The following is a 22384-nucleotide window of genomic DNA, read 5'->3' as shown; positions in this document are numbered from 1 at the left end:
TCTGGCCTCGTACGTTCAGGAGGCCAGCGTTGCGCGGATGGCCTGGTAGCACAGGTTCATCAGCGCAGCCGGGAAGATGCCCAGCAGGATCACTGCCGCGCCGTTCAGGCTCAGCACCGAACGCAGGCCAGTGGTGGCCTCCAGCGGCTCTTCGCCGACCGGTGCGTCGAAGTACATCAGCTTGACCACGCGCAGGTAGTAGAAGGCACCGATCAGCGAGAACAGCACCGCGACCACGGCCAGCCAGGTCATGCCGGACTTCACCACGGCTTCGAGTACCGACAGCTTGGCGTAGAAGCCCACAGTCGGCGGAATGCCGGCCAGCGAGAACATCATCACCAGCATCAGGAACGCGAACCACGGGTTGCGGCGCGACATGCCCTTCAGGTCTTCCAGCGTTTCCGCCTCGAAGCCCTTGGTGGTGCGCAGCAGGATCAGGCCGAAGGTACCCAGCGTGGTCAGCAGGTACGTGACCGAGTAGAACATCGCCGAGCTGTAGGCATTCGCCGCGCCATCCGCCTTGTTGGCCACCACGCCGGACAGCATGCCCAGCAGGATGAAGCCCATGTGCGAAATGGTCGAGTAAGCCAGCATCCGCTTCAGGTTGGTCTGGACGATGGCGGTCAGGTTGCCGATTGCCAGCGACAGGACGGCCAGCACCACCAGCATGGTCTGCCAGTCCGCGGCCAGCGGCAGCAGGCCTTCCACCAGCACGCGCACGATCAGCGCGAATGCCGCCACCTTCGGGCCACCGGCGATCAGCAGCGTCACCGCGGTCGGCGAACCCTGGTAGATGTCCGGAATCCACATGTGGAACGGCGCGGCACCGAGCTTGAACGACAGGCCGGCGACGATGAAGACCACGCCAAAGGCCAGCATGGTGGTGTTGACACGGCCCGACTCCACCACGCGGAACACTTCGCCCAGGTTCAGCGAACCGGTCGCACCGTACATCATCGAGATGCCGTACAGCAGGAAGCCCGAAGCCAGCGCGCCCAGCACGAAGTACTTCATGGCCGATTCCGACGTCACGCGCGAATCGCGGCGCAGCGCCACCAGCGCGTAGGACGACAGCGACAGCAGTTCCAGGCCCAGGTACAGGGTCAGGAAGTTGTTGCCGGTGATCATGACAATCTGACCGCCCAGCGCGAACAGCGAGAGCTGGTAGAACTCGCCCGCGTACATGTCGCGGTCGGCCAGGTAGCGGCGGGTGTAGACCAGCGTCATGAACAGGCCGGCCGAGCAGAATGCCGACAGCACATTGGCCAGCGGATCGATCACGACCAGGTTCGCAAAGGCGTAGTGCGTCTCGCCGGCCGACGCATTGATGCCGAACCAGACGGTCAGCACCAGCGTGAACAGCAGCGACAGCGGGTAGGCGACGCTTTGCTTGCCCTTGCCGCGGGCAAGGTCGATCCAGTTGACCGCGGCAATCGCGACCGCGAGGAAAATGATCGGCGCCACAGAGGCGAGAGTCGAGGACGGTTGCATAGTGTTATCTCTCCCCGATTACAGCTTCGACTGCGCCACGTGGGACAGCAGGTTGACCACCGAAGCGTGCATCACGTCGGTGAAGGGCTTCGGGTGCAGGCCCATGTACAGCGTCATGATGGCGAGCAGGCCCAGCATCAGGAACTCGCGCTTGTTCAGGTCCACCAGCTCGCGGACGTGCTGGTGCACGATGTCGCCGAAGATCACGCGCTTGACCATCCACAGCGAATAGGCAGCGCCGAAGATCAGGGCGGTGGCGGCAAGCAGGCCGATCCAGAAGTTGTACTCGACCGAGCCCAGGATCACCATGAACTCGCCTACGAAACCGGAGGTCGCCGGCAGGCCGCAGTTGGCCATCGCGAAGAACACCGACAGCGCGGCGAACTTCGGCATGGTGTTCACCACGCCGCCGTAGTCGGCGATCTGGCGCGAGTGCACGCGGTCATACAGCACGCCGATGCACAGGAACATGGCGCCCGAGATGAAGCCGTGCGAAATCATCTGCACGATGCCGCCTTCGATGCCGATTTCATTGAAGATGAAGAAACCGAGCGTCACAAAGCCCATGTGCGCGATCGACGAGTACGCCACCAGCTTCTTCATGTCGGCCTGCACCAGGGCCACCAGGCCGATGTAGATCACGGCGATCAGCGAGATGGTGATGATGAAGGCGGCCAGCGAATGGCTTGCGTCAGGCGCGATCGGCAGCGAGAACCGCAGGAAACCGTAGGCACCCAGCTTCAGCATGATCGCGGCCAGGACCACGGAACCGCCGGTCGGCGCTTCCACGTGCGCGTCGGGCAGCCAGGTGTGCACCGGCCACATCGGGACCTTGACGGCGAAAGCCATGAAGAAGGCGATGAACAGCGCGATCTGCTCGTTCATCGACAGCTTGGCCTGGTGCCACTGCAGGATCTCGAAGGTACCGGTCTTGTTGTACAGGAACAGCAGCGCGACCAGTGTCAGCAGCGAGCCCAGCAGCGTGTACAGGAAGAACTTGAACGCCGCGTACACCCGGTTCGGGCCGCCCCACACGCCGATGATGATGTACATCGGGATCAGCGTGGCTTCGAAGAACACGTAGAACAGCATGCCGTCCAGCGCGCAGAACACGCCGACCATCACGCCGGACAGGATCAGGAACGAAGCCATGTACTCGGCCACGCGTTCGGTGATCACTTCCCAGGCCGAGATCACGACGATCACGGTGATGAAGGCGGTCAGCACGACGAACCACATCGAGATGCCGTCAACGCCAAGGTGGTACTGGATGTTGAAGCGTTCGATCCAGGACGACTTCTCCACGAACTGCATCGCAGCGGTGGATTTGTCGAAGTGGAACACCAGCGGCAGCGTGACGATGAAGCTGGCGATTGAGCCGAACAGCGACATCCACCTCACGTAGCCGGCGCTGCGGTCTGAGCCCGAGGCCAGTATCAGCAAGCCGAAGAAGATAGGCAGCCAGATTGCGAAAGACAGAACCATTTCTTTGTTTTCCTTACTCGGTGCCTATCACTTGGTGCCGATCACGCCCGTGATCGTGAGCGTCAGCAGCGCCAGCATGCCCACGATCATCGCGAATGCGTAGTGGTAGATATAGCCCGATTGCAGGTAGCGGCTGGCCGCGGCGAACGAAGCCACCACGCGCGCCGAACCATTGACGAACAGGCCGTCGATCAGGCTCTGGTCGCCGCCCTTCCACAGGCCGGTACCCAGCAGGCGCGCACCGCGTGCGAACACAGCCTGGTTGAAAGCGTCCATGTAGTACTTGTTGTCGAGCAGCTTGTACAGGCCCGAGAAGCGGTTCTTGATCGCCTCGGGAATGTCCGGACGCTTCATGTAGAAGAACCATGACAGCACGACACCGGCAATGGCCAGCCACAGGACCGGGGTGGTCAGCGAATGGATCGCCATCGGCACCCAGCCGTTGAAGGCTTCTTCGAGTTCCTTCATGGCATGGTGGTTCTCGCCGACGAAGATCACGTCCTTGAATGCCACGCCGTGCTTGAAGAAGTCGCCGAACAGCATCGGCTCGATGGCGATCGCACCGATGATGACCGACGGAATCGCCAGCAGCACCAGCGGCAGCGTCACCACCCACGGCGACTCGTGCGGCTTTTCGCCGGCGGCCAGGCCATGGTGGTGGTCATGCGAGACCTCTTCTTGTTCGTGGTCGCCTTCGTGGCCGTGGTGAGCATGGTTCTGGCCCCAGCGCTCCTTGCCATGGAAGACCAGGAAGTACATGCGGAACGAGTAGAACGCAGTCACGAACACGCCGGCCAGCACCGCGAAGTAGGCAAAGCCCGAACCCGCCAGGTGCGATTCGGCCACCGCTTCGATGATCGAATCCTTCGAGTAGAAGCCCGAGAAGAACGGCGTGCCGATCAGCGCCAGCGAACCCATCAGCGAGGTGATCCAGGTGATCGGCATGTACTTGCGCAGGCCGCCCATGTTGCGGATGTCCTGGTCGTGGTGCATGCCGATGATGACCGAACCCGCGCCGAGGAACAGCAGCGCCTTGAAGAAGGCGTGGGTCATCAGGTGGAACACGGCGACCGAGTACGCCGAAGCGCCCAGCGCGACGGTCATGTAGCCGAGCTGCGACAGCGTCGAGTATGCGACCACGCGCTTGATGTCGTTCTGGATGATGCCCAGGAAGCCCATGAACAGGGCGGTAATGGCGCCGATCACCAGCACGAAGGACAGCGCGGTGTCCGACAGCTCGAACAGCGGCGACATGCGGGCCACCATGAAGATGCCGGCAGTCACCATGGTTGCGGCGTGGATCAGCGCGGAAATCGGGGTCGGGCCTTCCATCGAGTCAGGCAGCCAGACGTGCAGCGGGAACTGCGCCGACTTGCCCATCGCGCCGATGAACAGGCAGATGCAGGCTACCGTCAGCATCATCCAGTCGGTGCCCGGGAAGATCACCGTGGCAAGCTTCTCGCGGGCGGCGAACACGTCCGAGTAGCTCATGCTGCCGCTGTAGGCCAGCAGCAGGCCGATGCCCAGGATGAAGCCGAAGTCACCGACTCGGTTCACCAGGAACGCCTTCAGGTTCGCGAAGATTGCCGTCGGGCGGGTGTACCAGAAACCGATCAGCAGGTACGACACCAGGCCCACCGCTTCCCAGCCGAAGAACAGCTGCAGGAAGTTGTTGCTCATCACCAGCATCAGCATCGAGAAGGTGAAGAGCGCGATGTACGAGAAGAATCGGTTGTAGCCGGGGTCTCCGTCCATGTAGCCGACGGTGTAGATATGCACCATCAGCGACACGAAGGTCACCACCACCATCATCATGGCCGTCAGGGAATCGACCAGGAAGCCGACCTCCATCTTCAGGTCGCCGATGGCCATCCACTCGTAGACAGTGCCGTTGAAGCTGGCGCCGTTCATCACGTCGAGCAGCACCATCACCGACAGCACGCAGGCAATGGCCACGCCGAGGATCGTCGCGGTGTGGGCCACCATGCGGCCGCCGCGCGACTCCGAGGAAAACAGACCAAAGAACTTGGTGCCGAACAGGCCGGCGATCGCTGAGCCGACTAGCGGCGCCAGCGGAATCGCAAGCAGCAGGTTGGGGTTGAGCGTGGTTGCCATAGGACGCTTATTGGTGTGCGAGCGGTGAGCGGTCTTGTTTCATTGCGTAGTGCGTCATGGATCAGTACTTCAGGGTATCCATGTCGTCCACGTTGATCGTGTCCAGATTGCGGAACAGCACAACCAGGATTGCCAGACCGATTGCCGACTCGGCAGCGGCCACCGTGAGGATGAAGAAAACGAAAACCTGACCGGCCAGGTCGCCCATGTAGTGCGAGAAGGCGACGAAGTTCATGTTCACCGCAAGCAGCATGAGCTCGATCGCCATCAGCAGCACGATCACGTTCTTGCGGTTCAGGAAAATACCAACGATGCTGATCGCGAACAGGATCGCACCGAGCACGAGGAAATGGGCGAGAGAGAGCACAGCGTTTCTCCGTGGCTTTAGTTCTTGTTGGCGGTCGCCGCGGCATCGGCCTGGGCGGACTGGCTTTCCGCCGGCATGGACACCAGGCGCACGCGGTCAGCGCGGCGGGTCCGCAGCTGCGACGAGATATCCTGCGCCTTCACGTCCTTGCGGCGGCGCATGGTCAGCGCAACCGCCGCGATGATGGCCACCAGCAGGATGATGCCGGCCACTTCGAAGGCATAGATATAGTCGGTGTAGATGAGCTTGCCCAGCGCGGCCGTGTTCGAGTAGCCCGGCTCCTGCGAACCGGCAGCCACCACCGGGGCGACCGTGCCGATGAAATTGCGCACCAGCACGATGGCCATTTCAGCAATGATCAGCGCACCGACGACCGACGCGAGCGGCACATAGGTCCAGAAGTCCCGGCGCAGGTGTTCGATGTCGATATCGATCATCATCACCACGAACAGGAAAAGCACCATCACGGCGCCGACATACACCAGCACCAGCAGGACGGCGAGGAATTCCGCCTTGAGCAGCAGCCAGATCGCCGCAGCCGTGAAGAACGACAGCACGAGGAACAGTGCGGAGTGCACCGGGTTCTTCGCGGTGATGACCTTCAGTGCGGAGAGCACCAGCACCAGCGCAAAGACGTAGAAGATGGTGGTCGTGAGTTCCATGGTCCGTGTCGGATCCTCTCTTGGCCTTCGGCACAGACTACCCCTGTGGGTGGCCCGCGCTTGCGGCATCCTTCCATTGGCCCCTTGCGGAGCCCGATTCAAATTCACTGGGCGGCACCGGCGACGCCGGCGCCAGCCGATCTCAGCGGTACTTGGCGTCCGCAGCCTTGGCTGCGGCAATCTGTGGCTCGTAGCGGTCGCCCACCGCCAGCAGCATGTCCTTGGTGAAGTACAGATCGCCGCGCTTCTCGCCGTGGTACTCCAGGATCGGCGTTTCGACGACCGCGTCGACCGGGCAGGCCTCTTCGCAGAAGCCGCAGAAAATGCACTTGGTCAGGTCGATGTCGTAGCGCGTGGTACGGCGGGTGCCGTCGGCACGCACGTCGGACTCGATCGTGATCGCCAGTGCCGGGCATACCGCCTCGCACAGCTTGCACGCGATGCAGCGCTCTTCCCCGTTCGGGTAGCGGCGCAGCGCGTGCAGGCCACGGAAACGCGGCGAGATCGGCGTTTTCTCTTCCGGGAACTGGACGGTGACCTTGCGCGCGAAGAGATAGCGGCCGGTCAGCGCCATGCCCTTGAAGAGTTCCTTCAGGAGCAGGCTGTTGAAGAAGTCCTTGATGGCGAGCAGCATGACGATTGCTTCCTAGTGTTTCCCGAGGCGCGCGCCGCAACGGTGCAGTGCGCGCGTCCTCGCCTGGCGGTTCAGTGCCAGATATTCCAAGGCGACTTGATCCAGATCGCCACGATGATCAGCCAACCCACGGTCAGGGGAATGAACACCTTCCAGCCCAGGCGCATGATCTGGTCATAGCGGTAGCGCGGGAACGAGGCACGAATCCAGATAAAGACCGACAGCAGCAGGAATACCTTGATCAGCAGCCAGAAGAAGCCGGGGATCGCGTTGGTCAGGAAGCTCGAGAACGGAGGCGCCCAGCCACCCAGGAACATCAGCGCGGTCATCGTCGAGATGATGATCATGTTGATGTACTCGGCCAGGAAGAACAGCGCGAAGCCCATGCCCGAGTATTCGATCATGTGACCCGCCACGATTTCCGATTCGCCTTCCACCACGTCGAACGGGTGACGGTTGGTTTCCGCCACGCCCGAGATGAAGTACACGCCGAACATCGGCAGCAGCGGAATCCAGTTCCACGACAGGACGTTGATGCCCATGTCGGCGAAATAACCCGCGTTCTGGCTGTTGACGATGGCCGACAGGTTCAGGCTGCCCGACACCATCAGCACCGTCACCAGGGCAAAGCCCATGGCGATTTCGTACGACACCATCTGCGCCGCGGCGCGCATGCCACCCAGGAACGCGTACTTGGAGTTCGAGGACCAGCCGGCCAGGATCACGCCGTACACGCCGACCGAGCTGATCGCCATCACGTACAGCAGACCGGCGTTGACGTTGGCCATCACGACTTCGGCCTGGAACGGAATCACGGCCCAGACCGCCACGGCCGGCATCAGCACCATCAGCGGGGCAACCAGGTACATGCCCTTGCTGACTTGCGTCGGCGTCATGACTTCCTTGAGCAGCAGCTTCAGCACGTCGGCAATCGGCTGCAGCAGGCCCAGCGGACCCACGCGGTTCGGGCCCAGACGCACGTGCATCCAGCCGATCAGCTTGCGCTCCCACAGAATCAGGTAGGCCACGCACAGCAGCAGCGGCACCACGATAAGCACGGCCCGGATGAGGATCCACAGCGGCGTCCAAGCGCCGCCGAAGATGGCGTGGCCTTGCGAGGTAATCCAGTCGATCATGTTGCGTTCTCGCTATTCTTGTATGGCTCAGGCCGTCCCGGCTGCTGCTGCAGCCTTCTGGCCCGCCGACAGGTCCACAGCCTTCTCGACCTTGACCGTGCCGAACATGGCACCAAGGCTCACTGCGGCCGGCGTCGCGGCCGGGACACGCACGGTGTTGGCCGGCAGCGTGTTTTCCAGCACCCCCGGCAGCACCACGCTACCCTCGCCCTGCGTCACGCGGACCGGATCGCCCGACTGGATACCCAGGCCGGCGAACAGGTCGGCCGACAGCGCCACCTGCTGCGCGCGGCGGGCCGCGGCGGTCAGCTGCAGCGATTCGGCGCGGCGCACGATCGGGTCGGCGTGGTAGATCGGCACGTCGGCAATCCGCTCGATGCCATTGGCAGCGGCCGCGGTCACGCGGATCGGCGCGTCGGTGGCATTGCTTAGTTGCGGCGCAACCGGCGCGGCCAGGACTTCGGCACGAACGGCTTCCGCGCTGTCGTAATCGAAACCGGCGACGTCCAGCAGGTTGCCCAGCACGCGCAGGACCTTCCAGCCCGGACGCGACTCGCCGAGCGCGCGCACGACACCGTTGAAGCTCTGCGCCAGACCTTCGCAATTGACGAAGGTGCCCGCGGTTTCCGTGAACGGCGTGACCGGCAGGATCACGTCGGCATACTGCATGGCCGCTTCCGAGCGGAACGGCGACAGTACCACCACGGTGCCAGCCTGGCCCAGCGCGGCTAGGGCCTTGCGCGGATCGGCGGCGTCGAACTCGGGTTCGGTATTGAGCAGCACGTAAGCCTTGCGCGGCGACTCCAGCATCGCCTGGGCATTGGCACCGCCCTGCGCCGGCAGCGCGCCGGCGATATGACCGCCGACCGTGTTCGCGGCCTCGGTCAGGAAGCCCAGCGTGGCGCCGGTTTCCGTCGCGATCCACTGTGCCAGCGCGTGCAGCGCGGCGAATTGCGGGTGACGCACGGCCTCGTTGCCGAGGAACACGGCACGGCGCTCGCCCGACAGCAGCGCTTCCGCGGCCTTGCGGGCAGCCTCGCCACCATCAAAGCCTTCGGTGCCGGCAGGCGCGGCAACGCCCTTGGCCTTTGCCACGGCGCTGGCAACACCGGCCAGCGCTGCAGTCCAGCCCGACGGCGCAACGTCGATGCGGGCGGCCAGCGGCATCAGCAGGTCTTCACCGCCGGCGCCGAGCACCGCTACGCGGGCTCCCTTCTTGCCAGCCTGGCGCAGGCGCGAAGCCAGCAGCGGGTGGTCCTTGCGCAGCGACGAGCCGATCACCAGCACGCGTTGCAGCGTGGATACATCAGCCACCGGCATGCCGAGCCACGGCGCACCCTTCAGGGCTGCCGAGAAATCGGATTGGCGCAGGCGGAAGTCGATGTTGTCGCTGCCCAGGCCACGCATCAGCTTGCCCAGCAGGTACAGCTCTTCGAGCGTGCTGTGCGGGCTCGCCAGCGCGGCGATCTGGTCGGCGCCATGGTCGCGCTTGATGCTCGCCAGGCCGTTGGCCACGTATTCGAGCGCGGTCTGCCAGTCGGTTTCGATCCACTGGCCACCCTGCTTCAGCAGCGGGCGGGTCAGGCGGTCGGCGCTGTTCAGGCCTTCATACGAGAAGCGGTCCTTGTCCGAGATCCAGCACTCGTTGACGTCCTCGTTCTCCAGCGGCAGCACGCGCATGACGCGCTGGTTCTTGCTCTGGACCACGAGGTTGGCACCGAGGCCGTCGTGCGGCGACACCGACTTGCGGCGAGCCAGTTCCCAGGTACGGGCCGAGTAGCGGAACGGCTTGCTGGTCAGCGCGCCGACCGGGCACAGGTCGATCATGTTGCCGGACAGTTCCGAATCCACGGTCTGGCCGACGAACGTCGTGATTTCCGAGTGCTCGCCGCGGTTCAGCATGCCCAGCTCCATCACGCCGGCCACTTCCTGGCCGAAGCGCACGCAGCGGGTGCAGTGGATGCAGCGGGTCATCTCCTCCATGGAGATCAGCGGGCCCACGTTCTTGTGGAACACCACGCGCTTCTCTTCCTTGTAGCGCGACTCCGATGCACCGTAGCCCACGGCCAGATCCTGCAGCTGGCATTCGCCGCCCTGATCGCAGATCGGGCAGTCGAGCGGGTGGTTGATCAGCAGGAATTCCATCACGGACTTCTGTGCCTTGACTGCCTTCTCCGAATTGGTGAAGACCTTCATGCCAGGCGTCACGGGGGTGGCGCAGGCGGGCAGCGCCTTGGGCGCCTTTTCAACTTCAACCAGGCACATGCGGCAGTTCGCCGCGATGGACAGTTTGCGGTGGTAGCAGAAGTGCGGGATGTAGGTGCCCAGCTTGCGGGCGGCTTCCATCACGAGGCTGCCTTCTGCAACCTCTACCTTCTTGCCGTCGATCTCGAGTTCAACCATGTTCTGCCACGCTTAGATGTAGGCCGGAACCATGCACTGCTTGTGTTCGACGTGATATTCGAACTCTTTCCAGTAGTGCTTGAGCATGCCGCGGACCGGCATCGCCGCGGCATCGCCGAGCGCGCAGATGGTGCGGCCCATGATGTTTTCCGCGACGTTGTTGAGCAGGTCCAGGTCTTCCTGGCGCCCTTCTCCGTGTTCGATGCGATTGACCATGCGGTAGAGCCAGCCGGTGCCTTCTCGGCACGGCGTGCACTGGCCGCACGACTCTTCAAAATAGAAATACGACAGGCGCAGCAGCGAGCGCACCATGCAGCGCGTCTCGTCCATGACGATCACGGCGCCCGAGCCCAGCATCGAGCCGGCCTTGGCGATCGAGTCGTAGTCCATGTCGGACGCCATCATCATCTCGCCCGGCACCACCGGTGCGGACGAGCCGCCCGGGATCACCGCCTTGATGCGCTTGCCACCACGCATGCCGCCGGCCAGTTCCAGCAGCTTGGCGAACGGCGTGCCCAGCGGGATCTCGTAGTTGCCCGGACGCTCGACGTCGCCGGAGATCGAGAAGATCTTGGTGCCGCCGTTGTTCGGCTTGCCGAGCTTCAGGTAGTTCTCCGGGCCCATGGCCAGCAGGAACGGCACCGCGGCAAACGTCTCGGTGTTGTTGATGGTGGTCGGCTTGCCGTACAGGCCGAAGCTCGCCGGGAACGGCGGCTTGAAACGCGGCTGGCCTTTCTTGCCTTCCAGCGATTCGAGCAGCGCGGTTTCCTCGCCGCAGATATAGGCGCCGTATCCGTGGTGGGCATGCAGCTGGAAGCTGAAACCCGAACCCAGGATGTTGTCGCCGAGAAAGCCGGCGGCGCGCGCTTCTTCGAGGGCTTCCTCGAAGATCTTGTATTCGTTCCAGATCTCGCCGTGGATGTAGTTGTAGCCCACGGTGATGCCCATCGCGTACGCGCCGATGGCCATGCCCTCGATCAGCGAGTGCGGGTTGAACCGGATGATGTCGCGGTCCTTGAACGTACCGGGCTCGCCCTCATCGGTATTGCAGACGAGGTACTTCTGGCCGGGGAACGTACGCGGCATGAAGCTCCACTTCAGGCCGGTCGGGAAGCCAGCGCCTCCGCGGCCGCGCAGGCCCGAGGCCTTGACGTCGGCGATCACCTGCTCGGGCGGGATCTTCTCGGTCAGGATGCGCTTGAGCTGCTGGTAGCCACCACGCTTGACGTAGTCTTCCAGGTGCCAGTTCTTGCCGTCCAGGCCGGCCAGGATCAGCGGCTGGATGTGGCGGTCGTGCAGAGAGGTCATGTTACTTTGCCCCCTTGGCGGCAGCGTCGGCCTTCAGCTCTTCGACCAGCGCGTCGAGCTTGTCGTCGCTCATGAAGCTGCACATGCGGGTATTGTTGACGATCATTACCGGCGCGTCGCCGCAGGCGCCCATGCACTCACCCTCTTTCAGGGTGAAGCAGCCGTCGGCAGTGGTCTCGTTGTAGTCGATGCCGAGTTTGCGCTTGAGGTACTCGCCGGCCCGCTCGCCGCCCGACAGGGCGCACGGCAGGTTGGTGCAGACGGCGAGCTTGTACTTGCCCACCGGCTTGGTGTCGTACATGTTGTAGAAGGTCGCCACCTCTTCCACCCACACGGGCGGCATGTCGAGGTAGCTGGCGACGAACTGCATGACTTCGGGGGAAACCCAACCCACCTCGCCCTGCGCCACGGCAAGCGCCGCCATCACGGCCGACTGCTTCTGGTCGGCCGGATACTTCGCGATCGCGCGATCGATTTCCTTGAGAGCTTCTGCTGATAGCATGGTCATTGCAGTAAAACGGCGGAGGCAGCGTACCGGGGCTTGCCTCCGCAGGTTTTGCAGCCGTCGCTGCCTGTTCCGCCGGCGGGCCTGAGGCCCTGCCGTTCCGCCGCGGGTTTCCCCGCCGCTCCCTGCCATCGCGGCAGGAAAGCGCCCGGATCGTCGTCCGGGCCGGCGGTCCGTGATTAGCGGTCGATTTCGCCGAAGACGATGTCCTGCGTACCGATGATCGTCACCGCGTCAGCAATCATGTGTCCCTTGGCCATCTCGTCCAGGGCGGCCAGGTGCGCATAGCCGGGCGCGCGAATCTTCAGGCGATAAGGCTTGTTCGCGCCGTCCGAGATCGCATAGATGCCGAATTCACCCTTCGGATGCTCAACCGCTGCATAAGCCTCGCCTTCGGGCACGTGAATGCCTTCGGTGAACAGCTTGAAGTGGTGGATCAGCTCTTCCATGTTCGATTTCATGTCCACCCGCGACGGCGGCGCAACCTTGTGGTTGTCCGTGATCACGGGGCCCGGATTGCGGCGCAGCCATTCGATGCACTGCTTGATGAGGTGGTTGGACTGGCGCATTTCCTCGATACGCACGAGGTAACGCGCGTAGCAGTCGCCGCCCACGCCCACCGGCACATCGAAGTCCAGCTTGTCGTACACCTCGTACGGCTGCTTCTTGCGCAGGTCCCAGGCAATGCCCGAACCACGCAGCATCGGGCCGGTGAAGCCCATCTGCAGCGCACGCTCCGGGCTCACCACGCCGATATCCACCAGGCGCTGTTTCCAGATCCGGTTGTCGGTCAGCAGGGTCTCGTACTCGTCGACGTACTTCGGGAACCGGTTGGTGAAGTCCTCGATGAAGTCCAGCAGCGAGCCCGAACGCGCTTCGTTCATGACCTTGATGGCACGCTCGTTGTGAACCTTGGATGCCCGATATTGCGGCATTGTGTCAGGCAGGTCGCGATAGACGCCGCCCGGACGGTAGTAGGCCGCGTGCATGCGCGCGCCCGACACCGCCTCGTACATGTCGAACATGTCCTCGCGCTCGCGGAAAGCGTAGAGGAACACCGCCATGGCGCCCACGTCGAGCGCATGCGCGCCGATCCACATCAGGTGGTTCAGCAGGCGGGTGATTTCGTCGAACATCACGCGGATGTACTGCGCGCGGATCGGCACATCAATGCCGAGCAGCCGCTCGATTGCCATCACGTAGGCGTGTTCGTTGGACATCATCGACACATAGTCGAGACGGTCCATGTAGGGAACGTTCTGGATCCAGCTCTTCTGCTCGGCCAGCTTTTCGGTGGCACGATGCAGCAGGCCAATGTGCGGGTCAGCGCGCTGGATCACTTCGCCGTCCAGCTCCAGCACCAGGCGCAGCACGCCGTGTGCGGCCGGGTGCTGCGGGCCGAAGTTCAGGGTGTAATTCTTGATATCTGCCATGGCGCGTTATCAGTGCTGCGTGCCGCCGTAGTTTTCCTCGCGGATCACGCGCGGCGTGATTTCGCGGGGCTCGATCGTGACCGGCTGGTAGATGACCCGCTTCTGCTCCGGGTCATAACGCATTTCCACGTAACCCGAGGTCGGGAAATCCTTGCGGAACGGATGGCCGACAAAGCCGTAGTCGGTCAGGATGCGGCGCAGGTCCGGGTGGCCTTCGAACACGATGCCGTAGAAATCGAAGGCTTCACGCTCGAACCAGTTGACCGAATTCCACACGTCGATCACCGACGGCACGACCGGGAAATCATCATCCGGAGCAAACACGCGCACACGCACGCGCCAGTTGTGGGTCACGGACAGCAGGTGCGATACCGCGGCGAAACGCAGGCCGTCCCAGGCGCCATTACCGTACTCGGAATAGTCCACGCCGCACAGGTCGATCAGCTGCTCGAAACGCAGCGTGGGATCGTCGCGCAGGATGCGGGCCGTTTCCAGGTAGTCGTCAGCCTTGACGATCAGCGTCAGTTCGCCGGTCGCCTCGATCAGTTTCTGCACGCGCTTGCCGAGAGCTTTCTCGAGCGCGGCCTTCAGGGTCTCAAGCTTCGCCATGTCAGCCCTTGCGCGCGATGGTGTTGGTACGCTTGATCTTGTTCTGCAGCTGGATCACGCCGTAGATCAGCGCTTCGGCCGTGGGCGGGCAGCCCGGCACGTAGATGTCCACCGGCACGATGCGGTCGCAGCCGCGCACCACCGAATACGAATAGTGGTAGTAGCCGCCGCCATTGGCGCAAGAGCCCATCGAGATCACCCAGCGCGGCTCGGCCATCTGGTCGTAGACCTTGCGCAGCGCGGGCGCCATCTTGTTGCACAGCGTGCCGGCCACGATCATCACGTCCGACTGGCGCGGCGACGGGCGGAACACCACGCCGAAGCGGTCCAGGTCGTAGCGCGCGGCGCCGGCATGCATCATTTCCACGGCACAGCAGGCCAGGCCGAAGGTCATCGGCCACAGCGACCCGGTGCGGGTCCAGTTGATCAGCTTGTCAGCGGTAGTCGTGACAAAGCCTTCGTTGAGAACGCCTTCGATTGCCATTTCACATCACTCCCAATCGAGCGCGCCCTTTTTCCAGATGTAGACGAAGCCCACGATGAATTCCAGCAGAAACACGCCCATGGCGATGAATCCCGCCCAGCCGATATCCCTCAGGGCGACGCCCCACGGGAAAAGGAAGGCGGTTTCGAGATCGAACAGGATAAAAAGGATGGCGATGAGGTAGTAGCGCACGTCGAACTTCATGCGCGCGTCCTCGAACGCTTCGAAGCCGCACTCGTACGGCGACAGCTTCGCGGGATCTGGTTTGTTCGGGCCGAGAATCCGACCAATCGACATCAACGCTATGCCGAGCACAACGCCGAAGATGATGAAGATGAGAACGGGGAAGTAGGCTTCGAGTGTCAAGGTACGGCCAGCCTTATCTGGAATGTTGTCAACAGCACCAGCTGAAGCGGCGTCCTGTTGCCCACCCCAGGCGCTATGCCGAAACCTCCGGCGCGCCGCCTTGCGGATTGCCGAAGTCCCCTTGCCAGGAGCATTGCCCGGCAGCGGACTTCGATCAAGTTTTTTGGTGCCGACGGCGAGACTCGAACTCGCACAGCTTTCGCCACTACCCCCTCAAGATAGCGTGTCTACCAATTTCACCACGTCGGCTGGGGGAGAAACAATATTGCCTGGCGCCGGGTTTTCAGGCCCTTCAGAGCTTTTGCAGAGGCTTTTGCCTTTGCTTAAGCCCCATCGCTGGGGAATCGTTTCAAGCCTTGGATTCTAACCCGCTTTGCTGCATTGTTCAACGCACAACTGCAAAAAAAATCAGGAATCGAATACAAGGCCGCTCGATTATTTCGGAACAGCAGGTGCAGCCGGAGCCGAGGCATCCGCAGCCGCTGCTGCAGGCGCCGAAGCACCAGCCGCAGCCGGCGCGGAAGCCGGGGCCGAGCCCATCACGCCCAGCGACGCGGCAGGCTTGTAGTTGCCCATCAGCGTCAAGCTCAGCGTACAGATGAAGAACAGCGTCGCCAGCACCGCAGTCGTACGCGACAGGAAGTTTGCGGAACCCGTCGCGCCGAACAGGCTGCCCGAAGCACCTGACCCGAACGCCGCACCCACATCGGCACCCTTGCCGTGCTGAATCAGCACCAGGCCGATGACGCCCAGCGCCGACAACACCTGCACCAGTACCAACAATGTCTTGAAAATTGCCATTTGGATAAAGTTTGCGTTACTTGCCTGATCGGATGTCCGGCGCGACAGGCATTCAGGCGTTGCCGATCGCGAGAAAATCTTCCGATTTCAACGAGGCTCCACCAATCAGCCCCCCGTCGATATCGGACATGGAAAACAGTTCGACCGCATTGTCCGGCTTAACACTGCCGCCGTACAGAATGGCCATGCGCTCGGCCACGCCGGCGTCGCGCTCGCGAACCTTGCCACGCAGGAAGGCGTGCACGGCCTGCGCCTGCTCACTGGTCGCAGTCTTGCCCGTGCCGATCGCCCAGACCGGCTCGTAGGCCAGCACCACGCGACCCAGCTGTTCGGCCGACAGCGCATCGAGGACCGCCTGCAACTGACGACCCACGACGACCTCGGTTTGGCCGGCTTCGCGCTCAGAAAGCGTCTCGCCAACGCAGATCACCGGCAGGATGCCGAATTCCAGAGCACGCAGGGCCTTGGCGGCAACCACCGCGTCGGTTTCCGCATGGTAAGTGCGACGCTCCGAGTGGCCCACCAGCGCGTAGGTGCAGCCAAACTCGCCCAGCATGGACGCCGCCACTTCGCCGGTGAAGGCACCGCGCGCCTCGGCGGACACATCCTGTGCGCCCCAGACCACCTGCGAGCCATTCAGCAGCGCCTGGCATTGTGCAAGATAGGGGAAAGGTGCGCAGACTGCCAGCCGCGCGCGCGCCGGTGCAGCCTTGATTCCCTCGAGCAGCGCGGCGTTGGCGGCCAGGCTGCCGTGCATCTTCCAGTTGCCGATGACGAGCTTTTGTCTCACGGGGTCCCCTCCCAAATCAAACCCGCTATTGTAGCTTGCGGCAGGGGACGGGCGCTACCGCGCGCGGCCAGCCCCGCGCGGCAACGCTTCAAGGCAATTACCAGGTCAGGACGATCTTGCCGATGTGCTCGCTGGACTCCATCAGGCGGTGGGCTTCGGCCGCCTGGGCCGCCGGAAAGACCTTGTGGATCACCGGCTTGATCTTGCCCGCCTCGAGCAGCGGCCACACTTGCTGATGCAAGGCCTGGGCGATCTGCCCCTTGAATGCCGCGGACCGCGGACGCAGCGTGGAGCCCGTGACCGTGATGCGGCGGCGCAGGATGTCGCCAAGCGGGATTTCCGCCTTGGCGCCACCGAGCAGGGCGATGATGACAATGCGACCGTCATCGGCAATGCACTTCAGCTCGCGGCCGAGATAGGAGCCGGCCACCATGTCGAGGATCACGTCGACGCCCTTGCCTGCGGTCAGCGTGGCAACTTCGGCAACGAAATCCTGGGTCTTGTAGTTGATGGCGCGGTCTGCGCCGAGATCCTCGCAGGCCTTGCATTTCTCGTCGGTGCCGGCAGTGACGAACACCTTGTAGCCGAGCGCCTTGGCAATCTGGATCGCGGTCGTGCCGATGCCGCTGGAGCCCCCCTGGATCAGCAGTGTCTCGTCCTTGCCGCGCGGGCCCTGGCCCAGGTAGCCGCGGTCGAACACATTGCTCCAGACCGTGAAGAAGGTCTCCGGCAGCGCCGCGGCTTCGATATCGCTCAGGCCCTTCGGGGCCGGCAGGCACTGGGCCACCGGTGCCGTGCACAGTTGCGCATAGCCGCCGCCCTGCACGAGCGCGCAGACGCGGTCGCCAACCTTGAGTCCGAAGCGGTTATCCGCATGGGCAAGATCTCCGCCGACCACCACGCCTGCCACCTCCAGGCCCGGCAGGTCTGAAGCGCCGGGCGGCACCGGATAGTTGCCGGTGCGCTGGAACACGTCCGGGCGATTGACGCCGGCGGCGGCGACGCGGATCAGGATCTCGCCGGCACCGGGCACCGGGTCGGGGCGCTGCGTCTCCTGCAGGACTTCGGGCGCACCGTATTCGCGAATTTCGATGGCTTGCATTGCTGCTCCTTGTCTTGGTCTGGCGCGCGAAGCGCTGAGGCCATCGCGGCGTGTCGGTGAGAGCGGTCGCTCAATTGGGTTGCCCGGCAGTGTAAACAAAAAAACGGCTGGACATCGCCAGCCGTTTTTCCTCCATGCCGCCCGATGGCGGCGCCGGACCCAGCTTACTGCTGCTGGTCCGAAGGAGCCGCCGGGGCCGGTGCGGCCTCGGCGTTGTTCTGCGGGCTGATGCTGCCGCCCTCTTCCGCCAGCGCGGCCTTCAGCGACAGGCGCAGACGGCCCTTCTCGTCAGCCTGGATCAGCTTGACACGCAGTTGCTGACCTTCCTTCAGCCAGTCCTTGATGTCCTTGACACGCTCGTTGACGATCTCCGAGATATGCAGCAGACCATCCTTGCCCGGCAGGATGTTGACGATCGCGCCGAAGTCCAGCAGCTTCAGCACCGTGCCGTTGTAGATCTTGCCCACTTCGGCTTCGGCGGTGATGCCTTCGATGCGGCGCTTGGCTTCGGCCATGCCATCGGTCGAGGTCGAGGCGATGGTGATGGTGCCGTCTTCCTGGATATCGATGGTGGTGCCGGTTTCCTTGGTCAGCGCCTGGATGGTCGAGCCGCCCTTGCCGATCACTTCGCGGATCTTGTCCGGATGGATCTTCATGGTGATCATGCGCGGAGCGTGCGCCGACAGTTCGGTGCGGGCGTGGCCCATGGCACCCTGCATCGCACCCAGGATATGCAGGCGGCCTTCCTTGGCCTGCGCCAGGGCAACCTGCATGATTTCCTTGGTAATGCCCTGCACCTTGATGTCCATCTGCAGTGCGGTGATGCCGTTGTCGGTACCCGCGACCTTGAAGTCCATGTCACCCAGGTGGTCTTCGTCACCCAGGATGTCGGTCAGGACGGCAAACTTGTTGCCTTCCAGGATCAGGCCCATGGCCACGCCGGCCACGTGCGCCTTGACCGGAACGCCAGCGTCCATCAGTGCGAGGCAGCCGCCGCAGACCGAAGCCATCGACGACGAACCGTTGGATTCGGTGATTTCCGAAACCAGGCGAATGGTATAGGCGAACTCGTCGTCCTTCGGCAGCACCGGGATCAGTGCGCGCTTGGCCAGGCGGCCGTGGCCGATTTCGCGGCGCTTCGGGCTGCCCACGCGACCGGTCTCGCCGGTGGCGAACGGAGGCATGTTGTAGTGGAGCATGAAGCGGTCGCGGTATTCGCCGGCCAGCGCGTCGATGATCTGCTCGTCGCTCTTGGTACCGAGCGTAGCCACCACCAGCGCCTGGGTCTCGCCGCGGGTGAACAGCGCCGAGCCGTGGGCGCGCGGCAGGACCGACGAACGGATCTCGATCGGACGCACGGTGCGGGTGTCGCGGCCGTCGATACGCGGCTCGCCGGCCAGCACCTGGCCGCGGACGATCTTGGCTTCCAGATCGAACATGATGTTGCCGACTTCCACCTTGTCGGCTTCCACGCCGGCGGCGGCCAGCGCGGCCGCCACGTTGGCGGACACTTCCTTCAGCTTCTGGCTGCGGGCCGACTTCTGGCGCAGCTGGTAGGCTTCCTGCAGCAGCGGCAGCGCCACTTCGGTAACCTTGGCGATCAGCGCTTCATTCTTCGGCGCGGCGGTCCAGTCCCACTCGGGCTTGCCGCCTTCACGGACCAGTTCGTGGATCGCATTGATCGCGATCTGCATCTGCTCGTGGCCATACACCACGGCGCCCAGCATCACTTCTTCCGACAGCTGGTTGGCTTCCGATTCCACCATCAGCACGGCACGCTCGGTACCGGCGACGATGAGGTCGAGATCCGAAGTCGCCATTTGCGGGCGGGTCGGGTTCAGCAGGTACTGGCCGTCCTTGTAGCCAACGCGGGCAGCGCCCACCGGGCCGCTGAACGGAATGCCCGACACGGCCAGCGCGGCCGAGGCGCCGATCAGCGCGGGGATGTCAGCCGGCACATCCGGGTTCAGCGACACCACGTGCACGACCACCTGCACGTCGTTGTAGAAGCCTTCCGGGAACAGCGGACGCAGCGGACGGTCGATCAGGCGCGAGGTCAGCGTCTCGTTTTCCGACGGACGGCCTTCACGCTTGAAGAAGCCACCGGGGATCTTGCCGGCAGCGTAGGTCTTCTCGATGTAGTCGACGGTCAGCGGGAAGAAGTCCTGGCCGGCCTTCGGGCTCTTGGCGGCGACAACGGTCGCCAGCACGACGGTGTCTTCCACGTCGACCAGCACGGCACCGCCAGCCTGGCGGGCGATTTCACCGGTTTCCATGCGGACCGTATGTTGGCCCCACTGGAACTGCTTGACTACTTTGTTGAACATGGACATTTGCATTCCTTGTCTTGCGTGCACGCCGGAATCATTGCTCGGCGCGCGCCGCCTGCGTTCTCAGCCGCAGGCTAACTGCCGGAATTGGTCGCAGTCGCAGGGAAGTGCTATGCCATTCCAGCGCGGCACCGTTGCCGATGCCGCGCTGGAATGACACAAAGCCCTGTTTCCTTGGCCGATCCGGATTTGAAACCCATGAAAAAGAGCAACTTACTCCGTTGCGGGGCTTGCCGCAACGGGGGACCGGCGGATCGGAATTCCCCCAAGTCCAGTGAAGCGAAGATCACTCATCAACGTGCTGCATTTCGAGGCAGGCACGCGTTGGCCGGCCAGAAATGCAAAATGCCTGCCCCAGCAATGCTGAAGCAGGCATCGAGGCATCACGCGAAACCGTGCAAACCCTGGAATCGCGCTGCCATGCCAGCCAATCCTTACTTGCGCAGGCCCAGCTTTTCGATCAGGGCGCGGTAACGATCAGCGTCGTTGGACTTCAGGTAGTCCAGCAGGCGACGACGACGGCTCACCATGCGCAGCAGGCCGCGGCGGCTGTGGTGGTCCTTCATGTTGGCCTTGAAGTGCGGGGTCAGGTCGTTGATGCGGGTGGTCAGCAGGGCCACCTGAACTTCGGGGCTGCCAGTGTCGTTGGCGCCACGGGCGAACTGCTTGATGACTTCGGACTTGTTGGCGATTGCCATGATGATTTCCTTTCACTTGCGAACGCCACAGCGCGGGATGCGCCGCTTGCGTCGTGCCATGCATAAACTGGCATCTGCCCTCACGCCGGCAATACCGGGTGACGACAGCCGCGGATTATAGCGGAAAGGCTTACCGGGGGCCAGCCTCGCCTTCGGCCCCCAGGCACAGGGCGCTATGGGCGCTGCATGCGGCACGTCGTCGGCAGTGTGGTCTGGGCCGTCTTGAGCTTGCGCACCGTGCGAAAGCCGTAGCCGGAGCCCTCGTTGTCGAATCGCACGGCGCCGCCCCGCCGCTCCATGACCGAGACATAGAGCGGCTGCAGTACCTGGTGGTCCTCGGTGCGGATGGTGGCCTCATGGAAGTCGTTGACGTAGCGCATGTTCTCCAGCGCAAGGGCAACCTGCACGGCATCGGTCGAGCCGGCCTTCTCGATCGCGCGCGCCAGCATTTCCACCATCATCTGCATGCGCAGGTGCACGTAATCGTCCCTCGGCTCGGGGTAGCGGGCGCGGAACTGTTCATAGAAGGCGTCCGAGGCCGCGCCACCCACGTTCGGGTGCCATTCGGCCACGGCCAGCACACGGCCCACGCCGGCATCGCCCATCGCGGCGGGTGCGCCGAGTCCATTGCCGTAGAAGGTATAGAACTTTGCCTGGAGGCCGCCTTCGCGCGCAGCCTTGACCATCAGGGTAAGGTCATTGCCCCAGTTTCCGGTCACCACGGCGTCAGCCCCGCTGGCCCTGATCTTGGCGATGTAGGGCGCAAAGTCCTTGATCTTGCCGATCGGGTGGAATTCATCGCCGACAAACTGCACGTCCGGCCGCTTGGCCGCCAGCATGTCGCGCGCGGAGCGCGACACCTGATGGCCGAAGCTGTAGTCCTGGTTGATCAGGTAGACCCGGCGCACCGCGCGGTCCTGCCGGATGACTTCGGCCAGTGCCTGCATGCGCATGTCGGCGCTGGCGTCAAAGCGGAAATGCCAGAAGCTGCAGTTTTCGTTGGTCAGGCTGGGGTCGACGGCCGAATAGTTCAGGAACAACACCCGAGCGTCGGGCTGCCGCGCATTGTGGCGGTTGATGGCCGCGACCAGCGCGCTCGCCACCGCGGAGCTGTTGCCCTGCAGGACAAAAGGAATGCCCTTGTCCACGAGGCCGCGGAACTGGATCAGGCTTTCGTCGACATTGCCCTTGCTGTCGAAGGTAACCAGCTCCATGGGACGCTTGCCCTGAGCCGTCTTCACTCCGCCCCGTGCATTGATCCGCTCGATCGCGATGCGCAGGTTTCGGACCACGGCGTCGCCGGCATTGGCGAACGGCCCGGACAGCCCGTCGATCATGCCGAGCCGGATCGGCTCCTGCGCCTGGGCTCCCGCTGCCAACCACATCAGGCCAGCCGCCAGCCAGCCCTTCGCCAGTTTCCACATGCCATGTCTCTCCACGAAAGGGCGCATGGTACGGCAGTGCCCGCGCCGCCGCAATTCGCAACGCCGCGTCGCCCCAGCAGGATGCGGAGTCCATGCGCGGACTTGCCGAAAGTTTGCGGTAAAAAGGCGTGCATGATGCACGTCAGCGGGCATGACTTGCAGCCGCAGATCACGTCGGATCCACGGTACGAGCCGGCCCGACGGCGCAGGTAAGGGGGCTCTCACATGAAAACAGCCCGCG

Annotated in this window: 20 protein-coding genes and 1 tRNA gene; all 21 read right to left on the bottom strand. The window is 63.5% G+C overall.

Features of this window, described 5'->3' with window-relative positions; translation table 11 throughout:
* Positions 1 to 15: 15 nt before the first annotated feature.
* The gene (nuoN, locus tag KHO22_RS13905) at positions 16 to 1491 is read right to left on the bottom strand and encodes an NADH-quinone oxidoreductase subunit NuoN (protein ID WP_211947729.1); all 1476 of its coding nucleotides are present in this window, start codon (positions 1489 to 1491) and stop codon (positions 16 to 18) included.
* Positions 1492 to 1509: 18 nt separating this feature from the next.
* On the bottom strand, positions 1510 to 2976 hold the full coding sequence (locus tag KHO22_RS13900; protein WP_211947728.1) for an NADH-quinone oxidoreductase subunit M: 1467 nt from the start codon (positions 2974 to 2976) through the stop codon (positions 1510 to 1512).
* A 27-nt stretch (positions 2977 to 3003) separates the two neighbouring features.
* On the bottom strand, positions 3004 to 5091 hold the full coding sequence (gene nuoL, locus KHO22_RS13895; protein ID WP_211947727.1) for an NADH-quinone oxidoreductase subunit L: 2088 nt from the start codon (positions 5089 to 5091) through the stop codon (positions 3004 to 3006).
* A 61-nt stretch (positions 5092 to 5152) separates the two neighbouring features.
* Positions 5153 to 5458, bottom strand: coding sequence for an NADH-quinone oxidoreductase subunit NuoK (gene nuoK, locus KHO22_RS13890; RefSeq protein ID WP_011297154.1), 306 nt, complete (start codon positions 5456 to 5458; stop codon positions 5153 to 5155).
* Between the two features lie 17 nt (positions 5459 to 5475).
* On the bottom strand, positions 5476 to 6120 hold the full coding sequence (locus KHO22_RS13885) for an NADH-quinone oxidoreductase subunit J (RefSeq protein WP_211947726.1): 645 nt from the start codon (positions 6118 to 6120) through the stop codon (positions 5476 to 5478).
* Positions 6121 to 6262: 142 nt separating this feature from the next.
* Entirely contained in the window at positions 6263 to 6754 is a 492-nt protein-coding gene (gene nuoI, locus KHO22_RS13880; RefSeq protein WP_011297152.1) for an NADH-quinone oxidoreductase subunit NuoI, read from the bottom strand.
* A gap of 71 nt (positions 6755 to 6825) precedes the next feature.
* Positions 6826 to 7890, bottom strand: coding sequence for an NADH-quinone oxidoreductase subunit NuoH (gene nuoH / locus KHO22_RS13875; RefSeq protein ID WP_211947725.1), 1065 nt, complete (start codon positions 7888 to 7890; stop codon positions 6826 to 6828).
* Between the two features lie 27 nt (positions 7891 to 7917).
* Positions 7918 to 10293 carry an NADH-quinone oxidoreductase subunit NuoG gene (gene nuoG / locus KHO22_RS13870; RefSeq protein ID WP_211947724.1) on the bottom strand — a complete coding sequence of 792 codons (2376 nt, stop codon included), beginning with the start codon at positions 10291 to 10293 and terminating at the stop codon, positions 7918 to 7920.
* Between the two features lie 12 nt (positions 10294 to 10305).
* Entirely contained in the window at positions 10306 to 11601 is a 1296-nt protein-coding gene (gene nuoF / locus KHO22_RS13865) for an NADH-quinone oxidoreductase subunit NuoF (protein ID WP_211947723.1), read from the bottom strand.
* A 1-nt stretch (position 11602) separates the two neighbouring features.
* Positions 11603 to 12103, bottom strand: coding sequence for an NADH-quinone oxidoreductase subunit NuoE (gene nuoE, locus KHO22_RS13860; RefSeq protein WP_211947722.1), 501 nt, complete (start codon positions 12101 to 12103; stop codon positions 11603 to 11605).
* A 182-nt stretch (positions 12104 to 12285) separates the two neighbouring features.
* Complete coding sequence (locus tag KHO22_RS13855; protein WP_211947721.1) at positions 12286 to 13539, bottom strand: NADH-quinone oxidoreductase subunit D; 1254 nt, start codon at positions 13537 to 13539, stop codon at positions 12286 to 12288.
* Positions 13540 to 13548: 9 nt separating this feature from the next.
* Entirely contained in the window at positions 13549 to 14148 is a 600-nt protein-coding gene (locus KHO22_RS13850) for an NADH-quinone oxidoreductase subunit C (protein WP_211947720.1), read from the bottom strand.
* A gap of 1 nt (position 14149) precedes the next feature.
* Positions 14150 to 14632: a NuoB/complex I 20 kDa subunit family protein gene (locus tag KHO22_RS13845; RefSeq protein ID WP_011297145.1), complete on the bottom strand. Its 483-nt coding sequence runs from the start codon at positions 14630 to 14632 to the stop codon at positions 14150 to 14152.
* A 6-nt stretch (positions 14633 to 14638) separates the two neighbouring features.
* Positions 14639 to 14998 (bottom strand): NADH-quinone oxidoreductase subunit A, encoded by a 360-nt coding sequence (locus KHO22_RS13840; protein WP_211947719.1) that lies wholly within the window; start codon positions 14996 to 14998, stop codon positions 14639 to 14641.
* Positions 14999 to 15162: 164 nt separating this feature from the next.
* Positions 15163 to 15247 (bottom strand) — tRNA-Leu (locus tag KHO22_RS13835).
* 186 nt (positions 15248 to 15433) lie between these two features.
* Positions 15434 to 15799 carry a preprotein translocase subunit SecG gene (secG, locus tag KHO22_RS13830; protein ID WP_211947718.1) on the bottom strand — a complete coding sequence of 122 codons (366 nt, stop codon included), beginning with the start codon at positions 15797 to 15799 and terminating at the stop codon, positions 15434 to 15436.
* A 52-nt stretch (positions 15800 to 15851) separates the two neighbouring features.
* Positions 15852 to 16589 carry a triose-phosphate isomerase gene (tpiA, locus tag KHO22_RS13825; RefSeq protein WP_211947907.1) on the bottom strand — a complete coding sequence of 246 codons (738 nt, stop codon included), beginning with the start codon at positions 16587 to 16589 and terminating at the stop codon, positions 15852 to 15854.
* 97 nt (positions 16590 to 16686) lie between these two features.
* The gene (locus tag KHO22_RS13820; protein ID WP_211947717.1) at positions 16687 to 17691 is read right to left on the bottom strand and encodes an NAD(P)H-quinone oxidoreductase; all 1005 of its coding nucleotides are present in this window, start codon (positions 17689 to 17691) and stop codon (positions 16687 to 16689) included.
* Positions 17692 to 17855: 164 nt separating this feature from the next.
* Positions 17856 to 20024: a polyribonucleotide nucleotidyltransferase gene (pnp, locus tag KHO22_RS13815; RefSeq protein WP_211947716.1), complete on the bottom strand. Its 2169-nt coding sequence runs from the start codon at positions 20022 to 20024 to the stop codon at positions 17856 to 17858.
* A 431-nt stretch (positions 20025 to 20455) separates the two neighbouring features.
* Entirely contained in the window at positions 20456 to 20719 is a 264-nt protein-coding gene (rpsO, locus tag KHO22_RS13810; protein ID WP_211947715.1) for a 30S ribosomal protein S15, read from the bottom strand.
* 173 nt (positions 20720 to 20892) lie between these two features.
* Entirely contained in the window at positions 20893 to 22143 is a 1251-nt protein-coding gene (locus KHO22_RS13805; protein WP_211947714.1) for a branched-chain amino acid ABC transporter substrate-binding protein, read from the bottom strand.
* Positions 22144 to 22384 lie beyond the last annotated feature (241 nt).

Origin of the sequence: Cupriavidus yeoncheonensis (assembly GCF_905397275.1) — a bacterium.
Lineage (GTDB): Bacteria > Pseudomonadota > Gammaproteobacteria > Burkholderiales > Burkholderiaceae > Cupriavidus > Cupriavidus yeoncheonensis.
Note: the sequence above shows the minus strand (reverse complement) of the source record. Positions and strands in the feature narration are given on the sequence as shown.

Coding starts and splice junctions, on each gene's coding strand:
- KHO22_RS13820 (WP_211947717.1), bottom strand. CDS start 17,691: ATGCAAGCCATCGAAATTCGCGAATACGGTGCGCCCGAAGTCCTGCAG.
- nuoL (WP_211947727.1), bottom strand. CDS start 5,091: ATGGCAACCACGCTCAACCCCAACCTGCTGCTTGCGATTCCGCTGGCG.
- nuoH (WP_211947725.1), bottom strand. CDS start 7,890: ATGATCGACTGGATTACCTCGCAAGGCCACGCCATCTTCGGCGGCGCT.
- nuoG (WP_211947724.1), bottom strand. CDS start 10,293: ATGGTTGAACTCGAGATCGACGGCAAGAAGGTAGAGGTTGCAGAAGGC.
- KHO22_RS13845 (WP_011297145.1), bottom strand. CDS start 14,632: ATGGCAATCGAAGGCGTTCTCAACGAAGGCTTTGTCACGACTACCGCT.
- nuoE (WP_211947722.1), bottom strand. CDS start 12,103: ATGCTATCAGCAGAAGCTCTCAAGGAAATCGATCGCGCGATCGCGAAG.
- secG (WP_211947718.1), bottom strand. CDS start 15,799: ATGGCAATTTTCAAGACATTGTTGGTACTGGTGCAGGTGTTGTCGGCG.
- nuoF (WP_211947723.1), bottom strand. CDS start 11,601: ATGACCTCTCTGCACGACCGCCACATCCAGCCGCTGATCCTGGCCGGC.
- KHO22_RS13850 (WP_211947720.1), bottom strand. CDS start 14,148: ATGGCGAAGCTTGAGACCCTGAAGGCCGCGCTCGAGAAAGCTCTCGGC.
- pnp (WP_211947716.1), bottom strand. CDS start 20,024: ATGTCCATGTTCAACAAAGTAGTCAAGCAGTTCCAGTGGGGCCAACAT.
- nuoN (WP_211947729.1), bottom strand. CDS start 1,491: ATGCAACCGTCCTCGACTCTCGCCTCTGTGGCGCCGATCATTTTCCTC.
- KHO22_RS13805 (WP_211947714.1), bottom strand. CDS start 22,143: ATGTGGAAACTGGCGAAGGGCTGGCTGGCGGCTGGCCTGATGTGGTTG.
- nuoI (WP_011297152.1), bottom strand. CDS start 6,754: ATGCTGCTCGCCATCAAGGACTTCTTCAACAGCCTGCTCCTGAAGGAA.
- KHO22_RS13855 (WP_211947721.1), bottom strand. CDS start 13,539: ATGGCAGATATCAAGAATTACACCCTGAACTTCGGCCCGCAGCACCCG.
- KHO22_RS13900 (WP_211947728.1), bottom strand. CDS start 2,976: ATGGTTCTGTCTTTCGCAATCTGGCTGCCTATCTTCTTCGGCTTGCTG.
- rpsO (WP_211947715.1), bottom strand. CDS start 20,719: ATGGCAATCGCCAACAAGTCCGAAGTCATCAAGCAGTTCGCCCGTGGC.
- KHO22_RS13885 (WP_211947726.1), bottom strand. CDS start 6,120: ATGGAACTCACGACCACCATCTTCTACGTCTTTGCGCTGGTGCTGGTG.